General features: G+C 34.9%; 12 protein-coding genes, 3 tRNA genes and 1 pseudogene. 8 read left to right on the top strand and 8 right to left on the bottom strand.

What is annotated here, in order from left to right; all coding sequences use genetic code 11:
- Positions 1 to 324: 324 nt before the first annotated feature.
- Together V4P54_RS02030 and V4P54_RS02025 are read left to right on the top strand one after the other, a co-directional pair.
- A complete protein-coding gene (locus V4P54_RS02030; protein ID WP_455477485.1) occupies positions 325 to 4893 on the top strand; it encodes a hypothetical protein in 4569 nt (1522 codons plus the stop codon).
- A gap of 596 nt (positions 4894 to 5489) precedes the next feature.
- Positions 5490 to 7799 (top strand): NADP-dependent malic enzyme, encoded by a 2310-nt coding sequence (locus V4P54_RS02025; protein WP_455477484.1) that lies wholly within the window; start codon positions 5490 to 5492, stop codon positions 7797 to 7799.
- Between the two features lie 297 nt (positions 7800 to 8096).
- Here the strand turns inward: V4P54_RS02025 and V4P54_RS02020 are convergent, their stop codons facing one another.
- The gene (locus V4P54_RS02020) at positions 8097 to 8447 is read right to left on the bottom strand and encodes an iron-sulfur cluster assembly accessory protein (protein WP_455477483.1); all 351 of its coding nucleotides are present in this window, start codon (positions 8445 to 8447) and stop codon (positions 8097 to 8099) included.
- A 365-nt stretch (positions 8448 to 8812) separates the two neighbouring features.
- Here V4P54_RS02020 and V4P54_RS02015 point away from each other — a divergent pair.
- Positions 8813 to 8889, top strand: a tRNA-Pro gene (locus tag V4P54_RS02015).
- A 231-nt stretch (positions 8890 to 9120) separates the two neighbouring features.
- Here V4P54_RS02015 and V4P54_RS02010 read toward each other — a convergent pair.
- Positions 9121 to 9618 carry an Hsp20 family protein gene (locus V4P54_RS02010; RefSeq protein WP_455477658.1) on the bottom strand — a complete coding sequence of 166 codons (498 nt, stop codon included), beginning with the start codon at positions 9616 to 9618 and terminating at the stop codon, positions 9121 to 9123.
- 268 nt (positions 9619 to 9886) lie between these two features.
- Between V4P54_RS02010 and V4P54_RS02005 the strand changes: the two genes are divergently transcribed.
- The 3 genes from V4P54_RS02005 to V4P54_RS01995 all read left to right on the top strand — a co-directional run bounded on the left by V4P54_RS02005 (position 9887) and on the right by V4P54_RS01995 (position 11632).
- Positions 9887 to 10807, top strand: coding sequence for a serine aminopeptidase domain-containing protein (locus V4P54_RS02005; RefSeq protein WP_455477482.1), 921 nt, complete (start codon positions 9887 to 9889; stop codon positions 10805 to 10807).
- A gap of 290 nt (positions 10808 to 11097) precedes the next feature.
- The gene (gene cpdR / locus V4P54_RS02000) at positions 11098 to 11460 is read left to right on the top strand and encodes a cell cycle two-component system response regulator CpdR (RefSeq protein WP_455477481.1); all 363 of its coding nucleotides are present in this window, start codon (positions 11098 to 11100) and stop codon (positions 11458 to 11460) included.
- Positions 11461 to 11557: 97 nt separating this feature from the next.
- Positions 11558 to 11632: transfer RNA gene (locus tag V4P54_RS01995), tRNA-Val, on the top strand.
- A gap of 650 nt (positions 11633 to 12282) precedes the next feature.
- On the opposite strand, the gene V4P54_RS01990 is transcribed toward V4P54_RS01995, so the two are convergent.
- From V4P54_RS01990 to V4P54_RS01975, 4 genes and pseudogenes are all read right to left on the bottom strand, one after another.
- Positions 12283 to 13653, bottom strand: a complete 1371-nt coding sequence (locus tag V4P54_RS01990) for an amino acid permease (protein WP_455477480.1) — start codon at positions 13651 to 13653, stop codon at positions 12283 to 12285.
- A 715-nt stretch (positions 13654 to 14368) separates the two neighbouring features.
- A complete protein-coding gene (locus V4P54_RS01985) occupies positions 14369 to 14761 on the bottom strand; it encodes an aromatic amino acid lyase (protein WP_455477479.1) in 393 nt (130 codons plus the stop codon).
- Positions 14650 to 15509: pseudogene (locus V4P54_RS01980) on the bottom strand (aromatic amino acid lyase). Before V4P54_RS01980 ends, V4P54_RS01985 begins: the two are co-directional and overlap by 112 nt.
- Before the next feature lie 367 nt (positions 15510 to 15876).
- Positions 15877 to 15953, bottom strand: a tRNA-Arg gene (locus V4P54_RS01975).
- A gap of 278 nt (positions 15954 to 16231) precedes the next feature.
- On the opposite strand from V4P54_RS01975, the gene V4P54_RS01970 reads away from it, so the two are divergent.
- Positions 16232 to 17005 (top strand): NAD kinase, encoded by a 774-nt coding sequence (locus tag V4P54_RS01970; RefSeq protein WP_455477478.1) that lies wholly within the window; start codon positions 16232 to 16234, stop codon positions 17003 to 17005.
- A 135-nt stretch (positions 17006 to 17140) separates the two neighbouring features.
- Complete coding sequence (locus V4P54_RS01965; RefSeq protein WP_455477477.1) at positions 17141 to 18529, top strand: DEAD/DEAH box helicase; 1389 nt, start codon at positions 17141 to 17143, stop codon at positions 18527 to 18529.
- Between the two features lie 44 nt (positions 18530 to 18573).
- On the opposite strand, the gene gltX is transcribed toward V4P54_RS01965, so the two are convergent.
- Both gltX and V4P54_RS01955 read right to left on the bottom strand, forming a co-directional pair.
- Complete coding sequence (gene gltX / locus V4P54_RS01960; protein WP_455477476.1) at positions 18574 to 19962, bottom strand: glutamate--tRNA ligase; 1389 nt, start codon at positions 19960 to 19962, stop codon at positions 18574 to 18576.
- Between the two features lie 10 nt (positions 19963 to 19972).
- Complete coding sequence (locus V4P54_RS01955; RefSeq protein ID WP_455477475.1) at positions 19973 to 21634, bottom strand: NAD+ synthase; 1662 nt, start codon at positions 21632 to 21634, stop codon at positions 19973 to 19975.
- Positions 21635 to 21677: the final 43 nt, after the last annotated feature.

Here is a 21677-nt window from a genome sequence, read left to right as displayed (position 1 = left end):
GACTGTACTCCAAAAACATTTCAAATGATCATAATTTCTAAGAAAATCAAAACATCACAAATTCGAACATAAAAAGCCTCTGATTTTACCCATAAAATAAAATTGTAAACAGCCTTTTTGTTTTTTTGTAATTTATTATTTAATTGTTTTTATTATATTTTATATCATATTTGTATAGATAGCAAAATCCACGTTAACTTTATCTTTATAAGTTTTCAAATTTTTGCCTTGAACGTATTCCTTTCTAAATAATTAACAGCTAGTATGTGACAATGTCTGAAAAGGAACGGGGATTCTTTTCCTTCTGTAAAGTACGAGGCAAGTATGGCACGTAGAACCAAATTACAAACGTTTGAAATTGAAGTTGAAGAAGCTCTGGCAAAAGCTATGGATTCTGATTTTAATGACACGTTATCCGAAACGATATCACTAAGTGATTCAAAGAATGTTATTAATGTAGATGAATTGGTTCAAAAAATTACGATGCCAGAAGAAGATATTTTTACTGAAAATGATGTTTCAACGCCTACCTTGCAGATTGAAAATAAAACCGTCGCTAATGAATCGGATTCTGGAAAACCTTTTACTCAAAAACATGAAACTGATCTTTCTGGAGGAACTGTACATAGTACGTTGTTGTCTAAACAACTTCTCGCCGCCAATGATGATACAACCCTCCCCATAAATTTTGAGCTATCACAACAAAACTCTATTTCACGGATTTACTGGAGCACAACGGCTCTCAGTGCGTTATGGGCAGTAGGAGGTATCTTTATTGCTCATAAGCTAGCTCCCGCTGGACTTAGTTCTTTATCAAATTTTTCTTCCTTTTTTACATCTCCAACTGGATTGGCTGTAGCAATAGGAACAGCAGTTCCTATTTTTATATCTTGGGGATTTTCTCAATTGACCAAGCGTTCAAATGAATTGCACAATATTGCTATTTTAATGGCAAATGCTGCACAACGCCTCAGTGAGCCACAAATTATATCTGAAAAACAAACCGTCGCGATAGGACAAGCTGTCCGTAAAGAAGTTGCCGCAATGAATGAGGGAATTGAGCGTACCCTCAAACGTGCCGTCGAACTTGAAGCTATCATACAAGGTGAAGTTCATAGTTTAGAACAAGCTTATGCTGAAAATGAATCACGCATGCATGCGCTAATAAAAGAACTGAGTAATGAACGTATGGCTATATTAAACCATGCTGACCGTGTGCAATCAACGATCAAAGGAACGCAAGAACAGCTAAGTGATGAATTTGGTTTAGTCACATCGCAAATTGCAACTAATGTTGGAAAGCTTGCAAAAACCCTTTCTCAAACATTGCAAGCGCAAGGAGAAGATCTTGTTGCAAAACTTTCTTGTGCAGGCGATGGTGTAACGAATGATCTTTTTGAAAAATTTAATAAAACAACAGCACAAATTCAACAAAAGAACACAGAATTTTTCTATGATCTCGAGAAAAAAGTTAATAATTTTTCAGAACATCTTGGTAATAATGAAAAAAAAATAGAAAGAACCTTTAGTGAAACGGCAGTCAAAGCTGAAATGCAAATCGCTAAAATTGCAACGCATATACAAGCTGCAACAGATCAAACTTTGCACAACGTCGATGAAAAATTTAAAACATTAGATAAGAGAATTATTGATCTTAATAATCAATCTTTGCAAAAGCTTGACGACAAAATCGAACAGCTTGGCAAGCGAGCATACAAACTTTCTTCTAAATTTGATGACATAACTTCAGAAGCAATAAAAGCTTTTGAAAGCCGTTTAGCAACTGTTGATCTTTCTCTCAGAGAACATAGTGAGTCTATAATCGAGTCCTTTATTAATCGCAGTCAAGACCTAAAAGAAAATGCTGAAAAATTAGGTAATTTCTTGGAATCTCACACATTGCAAATTAATAAAAGCTTGAGAGAAAGAACGTCGGATATTAATGATGCTTTCACAAATGGACGCGACAATATCCTTTCTGCAATTGACAAAAGTAAAGAAATACTGAGAGAAGAAATTAAAAATGTTGATAATGCAATTGTTGATATTGTTCAAGAACGCTCGCGGGATTTTAAATCTCAATTTGCTGATCAACGAGCAATGATAGCAAATGTACTCGATGAAGGAAAAAACAAAATCGCCGATACATTAAGCAATCAGATTGATATCCTAGCTCAAAATACCTCAAACATCGAGAATGTCTTAATAGGAAATGTTCAAATCTTTGATAAGCATGCCGATAATCATGTTACAAGTATAGTTCAATGTACAGAAAAACTGCAGGAAATTATCGCAAAAAGCTGCAATACAACAAAAGATGCCTTAGAAGCGCAGGCTAGAAATATTGATATTCGTGCTGATGCTCTACGTGATTCTTTAGCCATTAACAGTTTTTCTCTGAATGAAGTTCTCGCAGATCAGGCGCGTACGCTTGAACAACGTATGGAAACAATACATAATCTTATAGAAAAAAGTGATATACGTGTCGATGTGGCATTAAGGCAACAGATCGATCTAGTTGAAAATGCAATTGTTTCTAATCATAAAAATATTACTGAAACTGTTCGAGGGCATATAAAAAATCTTGAAGGTCACACCGAAGTTTTAAAAGATACACTGTTCCAGTCTCATGATACATTCTTTGGAGCCCTTGGAAAACATATGGAATCATTTGACAAAAATTTGGAGATTCGTGCCCACAAGATTTTTGAATGTGCCTCTACATTAGAAGAAACATTGTCTGAAAAGCTTGATCGAGTATGTGAGGCTGTTAAAACGCAAACCTCTATTCTTGAAGAACGTTCTGATGCATTACAAACATCCATTATTTTTAATAACGAACAAAGCCAAGCCGTTCAGTATGCGCTAGAATCAAGTGTTGATAATATACGTACTACATTAGAGGATTCAGTTAATACCGTCACAAGTGATCTGCATAATAAAATTGTTGAAGCTTCTGATGCGCTCTCTTCTAGAGGTGAACAGATAATTTCATCTGTTGCTCATATTGCTGAGAAAGCAGAAGACATTATCGCGGAGTCTGGTAATCGCATTGTATCAAACGTTAAACAAACCGTTTATGAGACCAGTGAAAAAGTTCTGTCTGTTCTGTCTGAGCAGACAGCTCATACTGCAGAAGCTTTTACGATGGCAGGTCATAATGCACAAACGTTGTTGAATGAAACAATTCTCACTTCTGCCACAGCAATTGAACAAGTGTTGAGCGAACGTTGTAATATTTTGCACCATTCCATGGAGGATCTTAAAAACAATTTAGGATACCAGATTTCTGAAGTAAGTAATCGCTTAGAAGAAGCCAAAAGTCAGACAGAGAATAAAATTTCGGAGCACGTTAAAAAATTAACAGAATTAACTAATTCTCTGAATCAAACAGCTCAGAATACGACTGAATCAATTAACTATTTAACACAGCATGTTAGTGAGCAATTGTCCTTATCAACACAAAATGCAGAGCAAAGAATTCATGAGCATAACAAATCTTTAGTAAATGCCTTAGAACAAGCTAATTCTGAAACCATTCAAGCTGTAATGACTGTGAAAGAAAATCTTGTCAATGACGTCTCGTCTACCTTAAAAAAATTGAACCAGTCAATCTATAACATCCATGATAGCAGCAATATTTTGATATCAGCAGTTCAAAATATTGAAGGTCATTTTGATAAAACTACAAATAATTTTCTTCACAATACTAATCGAATGGCAGAAAGTTTGTCATCTTCAAGTCAAACACTTGACAACAATGTAGAAATTCTACAAGGATTATCAAAAAATACATTTGAGAAAATTGGTCATATAACCAGCAATTTTGGTGAACATGTTAAAACTCTTTCTGAAACTGTTCATGTTCTTTCACAATCCGAAAATACTCTCAGCGTTACGCTTGAAGAAAAACATAAAGTTTTATCTGCGTTAAGTGATGATCTTGTTTTAAAAACTGAAAAAATAAACCAGCTTGTTGGCTATTATGAAAATATTCTTAATATAGTGTCTGAACGCACTGATGAAAATGTACGTAATTCTGCACATTCATTTCAACAATCTCTTAATCATGTGATTCAGGAAGCTTCAACACGCTTTGCAGAAGCAGCGGAGGATATACGCCGCTCAGCTGATGAAATTCGTTCTGAATTTTCAAAAATTAATAATGATATAAATGAAAATATTCAAAAATTTCCTGAAAAAACAAGAGAGACAACAAAAGCTATTTGCAACACCACAAATGAACAAATTGCTCCATTAGAAGATTTTTCAAATATTGCACAAGAACGAGAAAATAATAAACAAATCTTGCGGAATAAATTTGTACCGGATGTTTTTTCCTCACCAATTCCTAATAGGAAGTATAGTACTGTTCACGAAAAGGCTAAAAAAATAGTACCTCCTAAGCCTAGTTTGCAACAAGAGCAAAGCAAAAAAAGGCAAAATAAATGGGTATCAAATCTCCTGAAAAGAGTTTCGCGTGAAGAAGAGTTGTATGAGGAACCCATTAATGATCCTATTTTTTCATCGGCACAAACGAAGACACGTCCCACAGGTGGATCGCTTAGTTCATTCGCAATCAGCATATTACAAGCAATTAATCATGACGCCGTTGTTGAGTTATGGAATCATTATCGTCGCGGACAAATTAATATTGTGGAGGAACAACTTTATACCTCAAATGGCAAAATAATATTTGAAAAGATCAGAAAGAAATACGCTTGTGATGTTGATTTTAAGCGTTCTGTTGATATGTATATTGTGGATTTTGAAAAATTATTACATGATGTATCTCGAAATTCTGGTGATATCAGCTCAATTCGAAAATATCTGATATCTAATACCGGAAAGGTTTATACTATGCTTGCTCATGCAAGTGGACGAATTCAGTGATAAAAGATAGATAGTCAAAACAAAAAGAAGCTGTTCTACTTTTATTTACTGTATTAAGATACAAAAATTATATATTGAAGTTTTTATAAATAATTGATGCAGGATTGTTACAAGTGTGGCCTTGGAGATTTTGGTCGACATGGGTGATGTTCTAAATTTCTTTTTACCACTGCTGTCTCCTTTTCTATTCTTAATTTTAGTATATAGGTGTTAGATAAATTTTGGTTTTGTTTATCAAATTAAAAGTGTCTCCCCTGCCTATGAAATGATCATTGAAAAAAAAGCTAACCTATCTTTTGTATGGTCTCTCTATTTTGAAAATATTGCAAAAAAAATAACAGATTGGTAATGTGATAATCAATAATGATATTATTATAATTTTGCAAAATTTTACAAAAGAAAGATAAAATAATAATGCCAATATCAGTGAAACTGCTAATTCATGCAGCCAACGTGATCTATAAAGTTGATTTGATAATCCAGAAATCGCTTATATCAGCGTTTTTTCATTCACGTCAGTCGAATGTTAGTGAATAGAACTCTCTCAAAGATCTCGAAGATTACAATAAATTTATATTAGTCTGGATATCAGAAAAATGTCTACAGAAAAGAATAACAACTCTAATTTACTCAAAACTGAACTCGATAGCACAGCTCTTTTTTATCACCAGTATCCTAAACCTGGAAAATTAGAAATCCAAGCAACAAAACCTCTCGACAATCAGCGTGATTTAGCACTTGCTTATTCTCCTGGTGTTGCTGCACCATGTTTAGCAATTCATGAAGACCCAAATCTCGCAGCTCAATATACTTCTCGTTCTAATTTAGTCGCTGTTATATCAAACGGAACTGCTGTTCTTGGATTAGGAAATATTGGAGCACTTGCTTCAAAACCAGTTATGGAAGGAAAAGCTGTTTTATTCAAAAAATTTGCAAATATTGATGTTTTTGACATTGAACTTGATGCACCTGATGTTGAACAAATGGTAAAAACCATATCAGCACTAGAACCAACATTTGGTGGTATTAACCTTGAAGATATAAAAGCTCCAGAATGTTTTGAAATAGAAGAAAAACTTCGTGCTAAAATGAATATTCCAGTTTTTCACGACGATCAACATGGAACTGCAATTATTGCTTCTGCTGCTATATTAAATGCATTAAATCTTGCTGAGAAAAAAATTGAAAATGCTAAAATAGTTACTTCTGGCGCAGGCTCTGCTGCTTTAGCTTGTATTAATCTTTTGGTTCGCCTTGGAGCAAAAATAGAAAATATTTGGCTAAGCGATCTAGATGGTGTTGTTTATGAAGGACGTAAAACGCTTATGGATCCTTGGAAAATCCGTTACGCGCAAAAAACTAATGCACGAACGTTGTCAGAAATCATTGATAATGCTGATATTTTTCTGGGTGTTTCAGCAGGTGGTGTTTTGAAGCCAGAACATTTAAAAAAAATGGCTCCTAACCCATTAATTTTAGCACTTGCTAATCCAACACCAGAAATTATGCCAGAAGAAGCACGTTCTGCTCGGCCTGATGCCATGATTTGCACAGGACGCTCTGATTATCCCAATCAGGTTAATAATGTCCTTTGCTTTCCGTATATTTTTCGTGGAGCATTAGATGTCGGAGCTACTGCAATTAATGAAGAAATGAAAACAGCGGCAGTCTATGCTATTGCATCTCTAGCTCGTGAAGAATCTTCGGATATAGCAGCACGTGCCTATTCAAAAAAACCACCAAGTTTTGGACCAAATTATTTAATTCCATCACCCTTTGATCCACGCCTGATTTTACGTATTGCTCCTGCTGTTGCCAAAGCAGCAATGGAAACCGGTGTAGCAATGCGACCAATTAAAGATATGGCCGCTTATCATGACATCCTCAATCGCTTTGTGTTCCGTTCTGGTTTAACAATGAAACCCGTTTTTGCAGCAGCTAAAACAGCAAAGCGCAAGCGTGTTATTTTTGCAAATGGAGAAGATGAACGCGTGCTTCGTGCTGCACAAATTGTTCTTGAAGAAAAAACTGCAATTCCAATTCTTATTGGTCGCCCACACGTGGTGGAAGCAAGATTAAAACGCTTTGGCTTAAAAATTCGTCATAGTACAGATTTTGAGCTCATAAATCCAGAAGATGATCCGCGCTTTCGTGACTATGTGAATTTATTTCTTCATTACACAGGGAGACGTGGTGTCTCACCTGACGTCGCCAAAACGATTGTCAGAACGTCAACGACAGCAATTGCAGCGTTAGCTGTTATGCGTAACGAAGCTGATGCTATGATTTGCGGGTTAGAAGGACGTTTTGAGCGTAACCTTGAACTAATTGAACAAATTATTGGACTAGATCCTAAGGTTAGTCATTTTTCTGCTGTTAGTCTTCTTATCTCTTCGCGCGGAACCCTTTTCCTCACAGATACTTATGTTAATGAAGATCCTTCAGCCGAAGAGATAGCAAAAATGACAGTACTAGCAGCTCAAGAAGTTGAAGCATTTGGTATAACACCAAAAGCAGCATTGTTATCACACTCAAACTTCGGCTCTAAAAACACAGAAAGTGCACGTAAAATGCGCCGTGCAACCGAGATTCTTACTACATCATATCCACATTTAGAAGCTGATGGAGAAATGCACGGTGATGCAGCACTTTCCAAGATTTTTCGTGATCGTGTTTTCCCTGATTCACGGCTTAAAGGAGAAGCAAATCTGCTTGTTTTTCCAACGCTTGATGCTGCAAATATAACGCTTAATATATTGAAAAGTTTAACAAATGCACTTCATGTCGGCCCGATCTTAATTGGTGCCGCACGTCCTGCTCATATACTCACACCCTCAGTGACTTCACGGGGAGTTGTTAATATGACAGTTCTCGCAGTTCTTGCTGCGAATAGAAATAAAATTTAGAGTCGAATCAATGAATTTAAAATAGAATTTTTAAAACTTTAAAATTCATCATCTCATATACTGTAAACTATTTTTTATATAAAAAGCAACAAGTTATGAATTAGGCTTTCTTTTCTAAAAAAAGAGGAGAGTTTTTTTATCGATGAGACATAGTAATATTTTTGGTAAAATCATAATTATTGATGGAAAAACTATTAGAAATTGTTTTGGTATTAAAAAATCTTAATAATAATATATCTTGATATGCAAAAAAGTTATATTACTAAATAAAATATTACGAAACGTAATTTTGTTTAACTAGTTTTGTAATTTTTGGCGGAGTTCTACCGATTCACCACATCCACATGCTGAAACCTGGTTAGGATTCTTGAATACAAATCCAGAACGAAGTGTTGTCATTTCATAATCCACCTGCGTTCCTAATAAAAATAACACTGCATCTTTAGCTATGAAAACACGAGCACCATCAATTTCAACAACATCAGCATCTGGAATCTTCTCTTTTACAAGAGTAACGGTATATTCCATACCAGCACACCCACCTTTCTTAAGACCAAGAAGAATACCATAAGCATCTTTTTCATCCATAATGGCTTTAACACGATCAATTGCTGCTTCTGTCAATTCTATCACAGAAAAACGGCTCATTTTTTACTCTTTCCTTGCTCAATAAGAACCTTAAGCAACTACATTTACAATTTTTCAGCACGACATATTAAAATAAAATAATGGTAAATAAACTAAAATATTATTACATTTTAGTCTTTATTCCTGACAATGCATTTATAAAACTTTGTTTTATTTTTTTTGTTCACATGGTAGATAAGGAACTGATTCTAAATCAGTACTCAGATGATTAAACTTAATAACTCAATAATCGATAAAAAATTATCGCATTATAAAAGTGCTGTTTTTTACAGCTTCTCCTTAAAATAGAAAGAAAAATATTTTAAATTTTGATGTCTTATTTTCTTGCTTTTAAAAAAATGCTTGTTTAGTCATTTTACACGGATCGGGGCGTAGCGCAGCTTGGTAGCGCACTTGACTGGGGGTCAAGGGGTCGTGGGTTCAAATCCCGCCGCTCCGACCATTTAAAAAAACAATTTATCGGAAAATGAAAAGCATAATGTTTCTCTGGACCAAGTGCTTATTGTTATGTAATATATGAGATTTTAAAACTTCTTCCGACTCATAACAATGACACAACAAAATAATTGTTATGCATTTGTACAGAAATAATCGAAACTCTTCTTTACGGGAGTAATAAAAACGCGAGATCTGTATCTCGCGCTGCTTTGTTATCTAAACAAGTTTACAATTTCTAAGCTTTTTCAATCTCTAAGCTTTCTGCACACACATTTTGTTCTTTGCTATTTTTTACTACATATGGGGATGCATGAATGGCTATTTTTTTTGGTTTTAGCTCAGCTGGCATTTCTCTTTTAAGCTGAATATGAAGAAGACCATCACAAAGTTCTGCTCCAGTAACTTTAACATGATCAGCCAAATGAAAACGCCGCTCAAAAGCGCGCGAAGCAATGCCTCGATAAAGAAATTCTCGTTTTTCATCATCATTTTCAGAAATTTTCTCTCCTTTAATGACAAGTAAATTACGATGCATTTCGATATCAATTTCATTCTGAGAAAAACCAGCAACAGCCATAGAAATTCTATAAGAATCTTCTGTTAAACGCTCAATGTTATACGGTGGATAAGAAGAAATATCGTCAGGCTGTGTTCTGGAATCAAACCAATTATTAAAAAGATGATCAAAACCTACTGTTGAACGATAAAATGGTGAAAAATCTACTTGACGCATAATATTGCCCTCCTTTAGAGCGACTATTACCTTTGGTTCACAAAAGGGGGTTCCAAATGCAAACTTCATCATGAACCAGCAGCCCCATTATGGCGACCACACCGTCTATTTGGTAATCCTTCTTTCCTATTTCAACTCTTTTGTGTTTTTATTTGTAAAAACATACAAAAAAATATAATCTTTTCTCTTGCACATTCATTATAATTAAAGCCTTCTTTTTGCGTTATCTTGCACTAAATGGTAGAAAATACACTGTAAAGGATGTCAATTGAAAACACCTCTTCATTACTTCAGAGATCAGAATTTACCCCTTTTCAACATCCATAATAGCTGCTTTGAAATAGCCATTGATCGTGAAATTCGTTTTGCAATAACACGCCCTAAAACAGAAAGCTATAAAGGGACAGTTGTTATTCTAGAAAGTTATGTAAATGCTATAGAAGAATATTTTTTGCCAATGAGTGAAATTTCTAAGCGCGGTTTTTACACCGCAATATTTGACTGGTTTGGTCGAGAAGTATCGCATACTAACACAACGAAACAAAATTGGCACAAATATTTTAATATCAATAATAATATCAATGATTTAGATAAATTTCTTCAAAATATCGTGTATCCTAACTGTCCCCCACCCTATTATATATTAGCCTACGGCATGGGAGGCTTGATAGCTCTTAGCGGATTGGATATCGTTAACAATTTCTTTAATAAAATGCTCTGCGTTTCTCCTCTTTTTGCTCCACTCGGCTATAAAGCAAACAGCTTTCAACACAAATTGATGCAATTTTTTTCTGATGTAGGTCTTGGATTTCTGCCAGCTAAAGGCAGACAACAACTAAAACAACAAAATATGCAATTCCAATATACCAATGAGATGTCTTTATCTTCTAATTTTTTGTTACCTACCCCAACATTCCGATGGATGTCATCAACACTGAATGCAATTAGTATTGTAAAAAAAAATATACTTGATGGACGCTTAAGAATTCCCACACTATTTGTCCTAGCCAATAAAAACAATATTGCAAATAATGTTGAAGGAAGAAGATTATGCCAGAATACACATCTAACAGACAGCATTACAATTGTAGGTGCTGAGCTTAGCGCGATCATACACGGAGAACGCTATAAAAAACAATTTTGGGCAGCATTTGATGCATTCATTTCTTATAGAAAATCCATAATGTAACACTCTGTAATATGATTATAATCGTACATAGCTATCAAAACAAAACTTTAAATCGTATTTTTATTGCATTGCTGAATAATCTTATTTTTATTTCCCTTTTTTTAAATCATACGTACTTTAGATTTAAGAAACTTAACATTAATATTCTATATCCTTTATAAATACGAAAAAATTAACTATTTTACCATTCATTCTAATTATGAGCATGTTATCGCTTTTTTCATAAATACGCTGTATTGTACGGAAAAGTGTGAAAAAACTCTGACGAATGGAGCAATTGGAACATAATCATGAAACGAATCTTGCTTGCAGAAGATGATAATGATATGCGTCGCTTTCTAGCAAAAGCTTTAGAACGTGCAGGTTACGAAGTCGCAGATTTCGACAATGGTGCCAGTGCATATGAACGCTTACAAGAGGAACCATTTTCTCTTTTACTTACGGATATTGTTATGCCAGAAATGGATGGAATTGAACTAGCACGGCGTGCAACTGAAATTGATCCTGACTTACGAGTAATGTTCATTACAGGATTTGCAGCTGTTGCATTAAACTCAAATAGTGATACCCCACCTGATTCAAAAGTGCTCTCTAAGCCATTTCACTTACGTGAATTAGTTAACGAAGTCGAAAAAATACTTATCGCTGCCTGAAAAGACATATTTAAAATTGTTAGTGTCTAGTTAAATAAAAAATAAAATTAGGCATTGACGTTTGTAATTCTATGTGGTGTATGCAGCATCATCGGATGGGCGTGTAGCTCAGCGGGAGAGCACTACGTTGACATCGTAGAGGTCACAGGTTCAATCCCTGTCACGCCCACCATTTGTATTCGTTATTTCTGTCTTTTAATAAAGGAATAGGGATTTACATATTTTCTATCTTAAAGTCCTATACTGGTGCGATTTTATCCCTTTTTTAATTGAAAAACGCTTGAAGCATATAGGTAATCTCTTAACCCGTTCGCATCTATGCTTCATTATCTGAACCCTGACCATAAATGCTTATCATTCTGTACCCTAAGAACTCTCTTACCTATACCATCAAGATCCCACTCTGTAATACCCCAAAAAGGTAAAGTCGTTTATGTTAAAGTGAGATAATTATTATGTGAACGTTATAAAAAATAAAGATAGCATTATCTGATTATTAAATTGATATATAAAATCAGGATTAATGAAGTAGATTTTTATAAATTTAAATTCCTATATTTAAAATATATTCTATTTAAATAACTAATACATAATTATTTTTAATAAGTAATATTTAATATGATATATTATCATCACATTTTTTTCTTTTATTATTATTAGCAAAAGATTTTTTAGTCTGTGTGTATACTATTATTATTGTACAAATTTTACAATATTTGAATAATAACCAAAAGCGTTTTCAAAACCATAAAGCAACTATTATCGAGAATATAGGATATTATTACCTGTTGCTTATCATTGCTATAATCCTTGTTTGTATTTTCACGCATCTTTTTTAAAATTATAGAATTTAAGTACATAAAAACATATAATAAGTAAAAAAATCCAAATAACACCTACGATTAAAACTGTTCGTGTATTCTCAAAAAACCACAACAAAACAAAAATAAAGATCATAAATAAAATAGAAAAAATTGATCCAATTGGCCAAAAAGGTATTGGAAATTTTAAATTATGTTGCATTTCTTTAGACATTTTAAGCCGCATAAAAATCTGAGAAAATAGGATCATCATCCAAACAAAAACTGTCGCAAAAGTCGCCATTGCTGCAATGAGAAAAAAAAGTCTATCATGAAAAAAATAATTTAGAACAACACCAAGAAGGAAAATGCATAAAATCAATAAAATAACAAAAACTGGTATACCATTTTTTGATAAATACTGAAATTTTTTTAATGCATACCCCTCCTGCGATAGCCCATGAATCATACGACAAGCACCATACATTGCACTATTCATTGCTGAAATAGCAGCTGTAACAACAACAACATTCAGAATATTAGCTGCTGATGTAATTCCAAGACTTTCAAAAATTGAAACAAAAGGGCTATGCATAAGACCAATCTTATTCCAAGGATAAAGTGACATTAAAACAGCTAAAGCCATAACATAAAACAACAAAATACGAATAGGAGTGGAATTAATTGCTTTTGAGATGGTCTGACAAGGATTCTGAACTTCCATTACAGCCATTCCAATGATTTCTATGCCACCAAAAGTAAAAACAACAACACTAAAACAAGCTAAAAAGCCGAACAAACCGTTTGGAAAAATACCACCATTTTTCCATAAATTTTGAATGCTAACAGAAGAAAAAGTATGGTTTGGACTCCAACTATATAAAATAATTGCCATTCCTAAAATGATCATAGCAACGATAGCTGTTATTTTAATAGAAGACAGCCAAAATTCTAACTCTCCGTACACTTTCACAGCTGCCAAATTGATTCCAGTAATAATTAGTGTAATGCTAAGTGCCCATATCCAAGGAGAGACATCAGGATACCAAAACCCCATATAGGTTGCAAAAGCTGTAATGTCAGCTAAGCCAACAAGTATCATTTCAAAAACATATGTCCATCCTGTTAAAAATCCAGCCAATGGTGATATATACCTTGCTGCATAACGAGCAAAAGAACCAGGAAGCGGATTATGAATAATCATCTCACCAAGAGCTCGCATAACCATAAAGATAACCAAACCAGCAATGCAATAAGCAACAAGAACACTCGGACCAGCGAGATTGATTGCCTGTGCAGACCCATAAAAAAGACCTGTTCCAATAGCAGAGCCAAGAGCTAAAAAGATGATTTGTCGCTTACTCATACCCCGTTTCAGTTCATTTGTTAACATTTGCTTCCTTCTTTAAAATACCACCATCCCCTCCATAAAAATAAAATTCATTAATTAAGTAAGCATTGAAGCCAATTAAAATATAAAAGCCTTCAATAAATTCAATGTCGTAAAATCTTGCTTTCTTCTTTTTACAAAAAATTCAGCATAACCTTCTGAGTTATAAAGTAACCTACTTTTCAACGCGATAGGAACAGGACATAAAAAGATTCTATCTCCTTCTTGTCCTCACAATCTAAAAGCTGTCTATGATGAAGAAATTTTTCATGATGACACTATTTAATGTATCCTCACAGTGCTTAAATTTAACGTGCGTTGCGTTTAGCAAAAAAAAAATCTGGGAGCAAGCACCATTAAGATTATCCTCCTCAATGAGAATGAGAAAAATATTTTGTATCATTGCAACATTGTATTTGTAATACTGTTATAGAATCAAAAAACCCTTCTAAAAAATCTTAAAATAAGCGCTCTTCTTCCCTAATTAATCAAAAATTAGATGTTATCTTAGTTCCAATTTCGGAAAAATTTTCTCTGGTAAAACAGATAATAAGCATCCTTTATTAACAAGTAAATGCCCCTCATAAGATCTGGAGCCATATAACGATCATTTTCAAGGATATCAATATTTTCACGCAACCGCTTTACAACAGACTGTAATAACGAACTTGTCTTTAATGGAGCGCGGCATTCAATCCCTTGAGCTGCAACAAGCGTTTCAATAGGCAATGATGCTAAAAATATTTTCGCTCATTGTAAATAACCGACGTACACCATGGCAAACCATTGAAACATGATCTTCTTGATTTGCTGAAGTTGGTATCGAATCAACAGATGCAGGATATGCCATTTGCTTATTTTCAGACATTAAAGCAGCTGCTGTTACTTCAGCAATCATAAAACCAGAATTGAGACCCGCATTTTGAGCTAAAAAAGCTGGAATCCCATAAGAAATAACTGGACACACCATAAGAGCAACGCGTCTTTGAAAAATTGATCCTATTTCAGGATTATCCGTAACTGCATTTGCTTCAATAATAAGCGTTTTTGCTGCTGCTTCAAGAATATCAAAACATGTTCCCCCATAACCTGTTGCTGGTAACGTATACAATAAGGATCCTGAACTCGGTGATCATCACACAAATGTACAATCCGAATTACTGAACTTTCCGCAAGTTTTTTTAGTGTATGCGATACAACAATTTGTCTATAATGGCCACGGAACAGGTGAATATCAGAATGGAATGGATCCGTTGAACCCATAATAGCATTCGTTGTTAATGCGCCCGCGAGGAATCCACTACATAACGCAGGATAATCACGAAAAAGGCCTGCAAGAACAAGTCCTGTTGATGTTTGTGTTCCATTATTTAAGAGCAATACCTTCTTTTGCTTCTAAGGTAATAGGCTATGAGCGAGGGGAGCAAGATCACCAGATGCTCCAACAGATCCCTTCTCAGGGATAATAGGAATTACTTCATTTGCAAGCATATTTTCCAACAAAGATACTATCTCTAGACAAACACATGAAACCCCTCTCCTAATGAAATAAGCTTTAATGTCATTACCAAACGCACAATATTATTGGCTAAAGGCACTCCAACACCGAAACAATGTGACAAAATAAGATTTCTCTGTAAAATTGCTACTTCGCTTACATCAATTTTAACAGAAGCTAATTTACCAAAACCAGTATTACCATAAATTGGCTCTCCTCCTGCAACAACTTCAGCAATACGATCTTCTCTCTTCTTAATATTCACATGTGTATTATCATGGAGTTTGCCTACTTCACCGTTCCAATAAATAGTTTCTAGTTCACGAAGCGTAACATTTTCAAGATTTAGCACAATAGCCATAATTTTCTCTCTTAATTCTTCTTGAAATTTGATGCATAGCATCATTGATCAGCTATAAAACAAAAAACAGGATAATTCCCTCATAACGCTTCATGCAGCAACATAAATCCGTTAAACTAAAAGCTTCATTTCTCAAAAATACAGCCTCCATATGAAATCTCATAAAGCATTTATTAACCATATAATAATCAAATTAAATATCTTTTTTATTCAATAAAATCTTCTTGTATCACGTTGAATATCTTAGATAATCACTTTTCCAAGAATTATGCAAAAGCCATCCTAATATTTCATATCATCAAAAATGAGTTGGCAGATAGGTTTTAAAACAAAAAAAGGCTAATTGACTATACTTTTTTACAATTGTTGGTGCACCCGACAGAATTCGAATCTGTGACCTCTGCCTTCGGAGGGCAGCGCTCTATCCAACTGAGCTACGGGTGCTTAAAACAAATTATAAAAGCAATTCTGGCCTTTTAACTGATCGTGCTTTTATCTTCAATGATGAATTCCTATTTCATAAAAAAATACATACTCTAGATACTAACGTAAAGTATGCGATTTTTATTATCCGACCAATATACTTTATTGCTTTTATATTTACTTAAAATAAATTGTTTTATGAAGATCTTTTCTTTTGTAAAAAGAATTTTTATATACAGCTTCGAAATCTTTTTAAAATAAGCTACAAAATCAAATTGGAGATATCGGAATAGTTTTTAATGATCACATTGCCAAACCGCTTTCATTTTATTTCTGCCGAGACAAAAGAATCTATAAACGCTACCAAGGAGTTAATTTCCATTTATGGTCATTCTTCTCTTGAAGAAGCTGATGTTGTTGTTGCAATTGGCGGAGATGGAACAATGTTGCAAACAGTGCGCGATGTTATGAGCACAGGAAAGCCTATTTATGGTATGAATCAAGGTTCTGTGGGATTTCTTATGAATGAATTCCATAAGAAGGAACTACCTAATCGCGTTGCTGCAGCACATAAAGAACAAATACATCCCTTACGCATGATTGCAGAATCTCAATCTCAAGGGTATATTGAAGCGCTAGCAATCAATGAAGTATCTCTATTTCGCCAATCTTATCAAGCGGCTAAAATTCAAATCAGTGTTGATAATAAGATACGCATGGAAGAATTAAGCTGTGATGGTATTCTCATTTCAACACCTGCAGGATCTACAGCATATAATTTATCAGCTCAAGGTCCTATTTTACCCCTTATGGCTCCTCTTATGGCACTTACACCTGTTAGTCCCTTTCGCCCTCGACGCTGGCACGGAGCATTGCTTCCAAATACTGCAACAGTGCGTTTTGATATGCTTGAACCCGATAAACGCCCTGTAAATGCCGCAGCAGATAATGTAGAAGTAAAATCCGTGCATTCAGTTACCATTTCATCCGCAACTGAAGTAACAGCTTCTATTCTTTTCGATTCTAATCATTCATGGGATGAAAGAATTTTGTCGGAACAATTTCGCTATTAATTATAGTATGTTTACTATGCAGATACAGTCACTATAGTTGACTTTTTTGTAAATGCGTCTTAACCATTCCTAATAATGTGAAATGGTTAGTTTCACTAAAATAACTAGGTTTAAAGCAGAATAATTGATAAGAAAATGGTATCACCTTCAAACAGTTTTGATGACTTAGGTCTTTCTGTAAAGGTTATTGAAGCAGTAAAATCCGTGGGGTATACAACTCCAACACCTATTCAAAGTGGAACAATTCCCCATGTACTGCAAAAAAAAGATGTTTTAGGAATCGCCCAAACAGGGACTGGTAAAACTGCTTCTTTTGTTTTACCTATGCTCACATTGCTTGAAAAAGGTCGTGCAAGAGCACGGATGCCTCGCACTCTTATATTAGAACCAACACGAGAACTTGCAGCTCAAGTTGAAGAAAATTTTGATAGGTATGGGATAAACCATCGTTTAAATGTTGCACTTTTGATTGGTGGTGTTTCTTTTGAACGCCAAGATCGTAAACTTGAACGGGGCGCTGATGTTCTCATAGCAACACCAGGACGTCTTCTTGATCACTTTGAACGTGGTAAATTACTCCTAATGGGTGTTGAAATCCTTGTTATTGATGAAGCTGATCGCATGTTGGATATGGGTTTTATTCCTGATATTGAACGAATCTGTAAATTGACTCCCTTTACTCGTCAGACCTTATTTTTTTCGGCAACAATGGCGCCAGAAATTGCAAAATTAACAAAACAATTTTTACATTCTCCTGTATCGATAGAAATTACAAAAGCATCTTCAACGGCCACAACGGTTACACAATGGCTTGTTAAATCTGGAAGTAAAGCATGGAATAAAAGAGCTGTTTTGCGGGATCTCATTCATAATGAAGGTAACGAATTGAAAAACGCTATTATTTTCTGTAATAGGAAGAAAGACATCTCTGAACTTTTTAGATCCCTTGTCAAACACAGCTTTAGCGTTGGAGCGCTTCATGGAGATATGGATCAATACTCGCGAACGAACACGCTTTCCGATTTTAAAAATAATAAATTTAAGCTTCTTGTTGCTTCTGATGTTGCTGCACGTGGTCTGGATATTCCAGCAGTGAGTCATGTATTCAATTATGACGTTCCTATGAATGCTGAAGATTACATTCACAGGATTGGTCGTACAGGACGTGCAAACCGCAGTGGAAAAGCTTTTACGATTGTTGCAAAAGAGGATCAAAAATATGTTAGTGCTATTGAAGAAATAAGTAATAAAAAAATTGAGTGGCTTAATGGAGATTTATCTACTTTAATACCTGATGATCAGGAGAATAGTGTCGTTTTTAAGACAAAGTCACTGAAGAAAGATATTCCCAAAAAACATACTAGACAAGCCAAAAATTCCTCTAAAGACAAAAAAGAAGATTGTAATAAAACTAATAAGGAAAACTCATCGGAACAACGCTATCATTGTAAAAATAAAAACAATACCTCTCTTGGATTTGGAGATGATATTCCAGCTTTTATGCTTATAAAAATCCGCACTTAAACTGAAGCTTTGCTTTTCTAGTGCACATAAAAGGCGAGTAAACTTTATAATTTTTCCTCTACTTGACTACTTAATCTTTGTATTATTTTTTCACGTCCCAAAAGTTGTAAAAACTGCCCCATTTCTGGGCCAGAATCCATTCCCGTAAGAGCTTTACGCAATGGCATAAACAAGGCTTTTCCCTTACGACCTGTTTTTTCTTTTAATGCTGTTGTCCACACTTTCCAGCTTTCATCATTCAACACACCTTTAGGCAATAAATCGACAGATTGACGCACGAATGCACGATCTTCAAGTGCAATTGTGTAAACACTATGATCATCATGAATAATTTTCCACCACAAAACAGCATCATTTACTTTGTCAATGTTACCTCTTATCACATTCCAAAAATATTCTGCTTCTTCACCATCAATAGAAAGATTTTTCAACCGAGTTTTAACTTTTTCATAAGTTAATTCATGAACAAGATGGCTGTTTAAAGAAAGCAAATCCGTGATATCAAATTTTGCAATCGATTTTGATGTATCTTGAAGACTAAAATGCTCTAAAAGAGTTGCCTGATTGGGATAAGGCTGCACATTTTTTGAAGTTCCAATCAAAACAGAAAGACATTGAACAGCTATAGATTCAATTCCCTCTTCACGTAATGAACGAACGGACAGATCATCATTTCGTTTTGAAAACCCTTTTCCTGAAGCCATTGCTAATAAATTAACATGAGCAAACATCGGCGGTTTTGTATGAAGAGCTTCAAAAAGAGCAATCTGTACACCTGTATTAGTGATATGATCATCCCCACGAATAATGTGTGTAATAGCCATGTCTATATCATCAGTCACAGAAGGCAATGTGTAAAGATAGCTCCCATCTTCACGAATTAAAACGGGATCTGAAAGGGAAGATAAATCAATTGTCTGCTTTCCCTTTACAACATCATTCCAATAAATTTCTGTTCTCTTTGACTGGAATGGATTGGCTTCAAAATTAGGAAGAAGAAAACGCCAATGAGGTTTACGCCCTTGAGATTCTAAGGCTGACCTATCCTCTTGTGTCAATTTTAACGCTTCACGGCCATAAATCGGAGGTCGTTTGCGCAAAAGTTGGATTTTACGACGTAGCTCCAATTCCTCTGCCGTTTCATAGCAAGGATAAAGCAAACCACTCTGTTTTAAAGTTTCTGCAATTTCATTATATCGATTTACTCGCTTAGACTGATAATAAATTTCATCTGGCTTTATACCGAGCCATGCAAGATCAACCATAATGCCGTCAACATATTCTTGTTTAGAACGCTCAAGATCGGTATCATCGTAACGCAAAATAAATGATCCATTGTTCGCCTGCGCATAAAGCCAGTTAAACAATGCCATACGAGCATTCCCAATATGAATGTGGCCTGTTGGTGATGGGGCAAAACGAACTTTTATCATTTAATAACGCTCAACTCTTATCACGGAAACGATTGACTATTGGATAACGACGGCTACGACCAAAATTTTTGGAACTGATTTTAACACCAGGTGCAGATTGCCGCCTTTTGTATTCAGCTGAATAAAGGAGATGTTCAATTTTCTCAACCGTCTCTCTTAAATGCCCACGTTTAACAATGTCGCCAATGCTCATGTCATGTTCTACAAGAGATTGCAAGATATCATCTAAAATAGGGTAAGGAGGAAGAAAATCTTCATCTTTTTGATTTTTCCGAAGTTCTGCGGAAGGCGCTTTCTTTATAATATTAAGTGGTATTACCTCTCCTTTTGGACCCAAAAAGTTTTGTAAATAATGCTTATTTCGCCACTCTGCCAATGCATAAACCTGCATTTTATAAATATCTTTAATAGGATTAAATCCTCCGTTCATATCACCATAAAGTGTCGCATATCCTACTGCCATTTCTGACTTATTCCCTGTTGTTACAACCATTGAACCAAACTTATTTGAGAGAGCCATCAAAATAGTACCCCGTATACGACTTTGGAGATTTTCTTCTGTAACATCAGATAACAACCCTATGAAAAAAGGAGATACTGTATTCAAAAAAGCCTCAACGATTTGCACAATCGGTATTACTTCATAATGGCATCCTAAAAAATTGGCACAATCCTCAGCATCCCGCAGTGATTCTTGCGAAGTATAATGATAAGGCATCATTACAGTACGCACCCTCTTAGAACCAAGAGCATCTACTGCTATTGCAGCACAAAGCGCTGAATCAATTCCCCCAGAAAGACCAATAACTACATCCTTAAAACAATTTTTATTAACGTAATCTCCTAAACCTAAAACACAAGCCTGATAATCGGCTGCTAAACCACTAAAAAGATTTTCTTTAGGGCCAGAAATGCACTCCCACCCAATATATTGTCGTTGCCAACCGATTAAAGCAATATGGCTCTCAAAATGTTTCATTTGACACACTACTTTACCTCGTTCATCTGATGCAAAGGATCCCCCGTCAAAAACTAGCTCATCCTGCCCACCAACTTGATTGGCATAAACAATTGGTATGCCAGACTGGATAGCTTGTGCACGAACAATTTTAATACGTTCTTGTGTTTTACCACGATTATAAGGAGATCCATTAAGAACAAGAATAATCTCTGCCCCTTTATTCCCAAGTTCCGTACAAATAGAAAAATCATTCCAAATATCTTCGCAAATCAATATTCCTAATTTTATTCCATGATAAACAACAATTTCAGGATGCGAACCAAGAGAAAATACGCGTTTTTCATCAAATTCAGCATAATTTGGCAAATCAAATTTTAAAATCTCAGCAACTATCTGTCCTTTATCAAGAAGTACGGCACCATTATAGATACTATCACCACACCTTAAAGGAACACCAATTATAATTCCGATACCTCCTTTTGTTACCTGTGCTAATTTTTCAACAGCCTTTCTACACTCTTTTGTAAAAACAGGTTTAAGAACAAGATCTTCTGGTGGATAAGCACTTATGAAAAGCTCCGTAAATAAAACAAGATCAGCCCCTTCTGTTTTAGCTTGATGATATGCCATTTCTGCAAGAGAAAAATTTCCTTCAATATCACCAACAACAGGATTTAACTGAGCAATTGCTACCCGAAAATCGTTTTTCATAAGCTCTTTTATCATCTCACACAAATCTAACAACCATAGCTTT

The organism is Bartonella sp. B41, assembly GCF_053795765.1.
The sequence above is the reverse complement of the archived record's forward strand: the minus strand, read 5'-3'. Positions and strand labels throughout refer to the sequence as shown.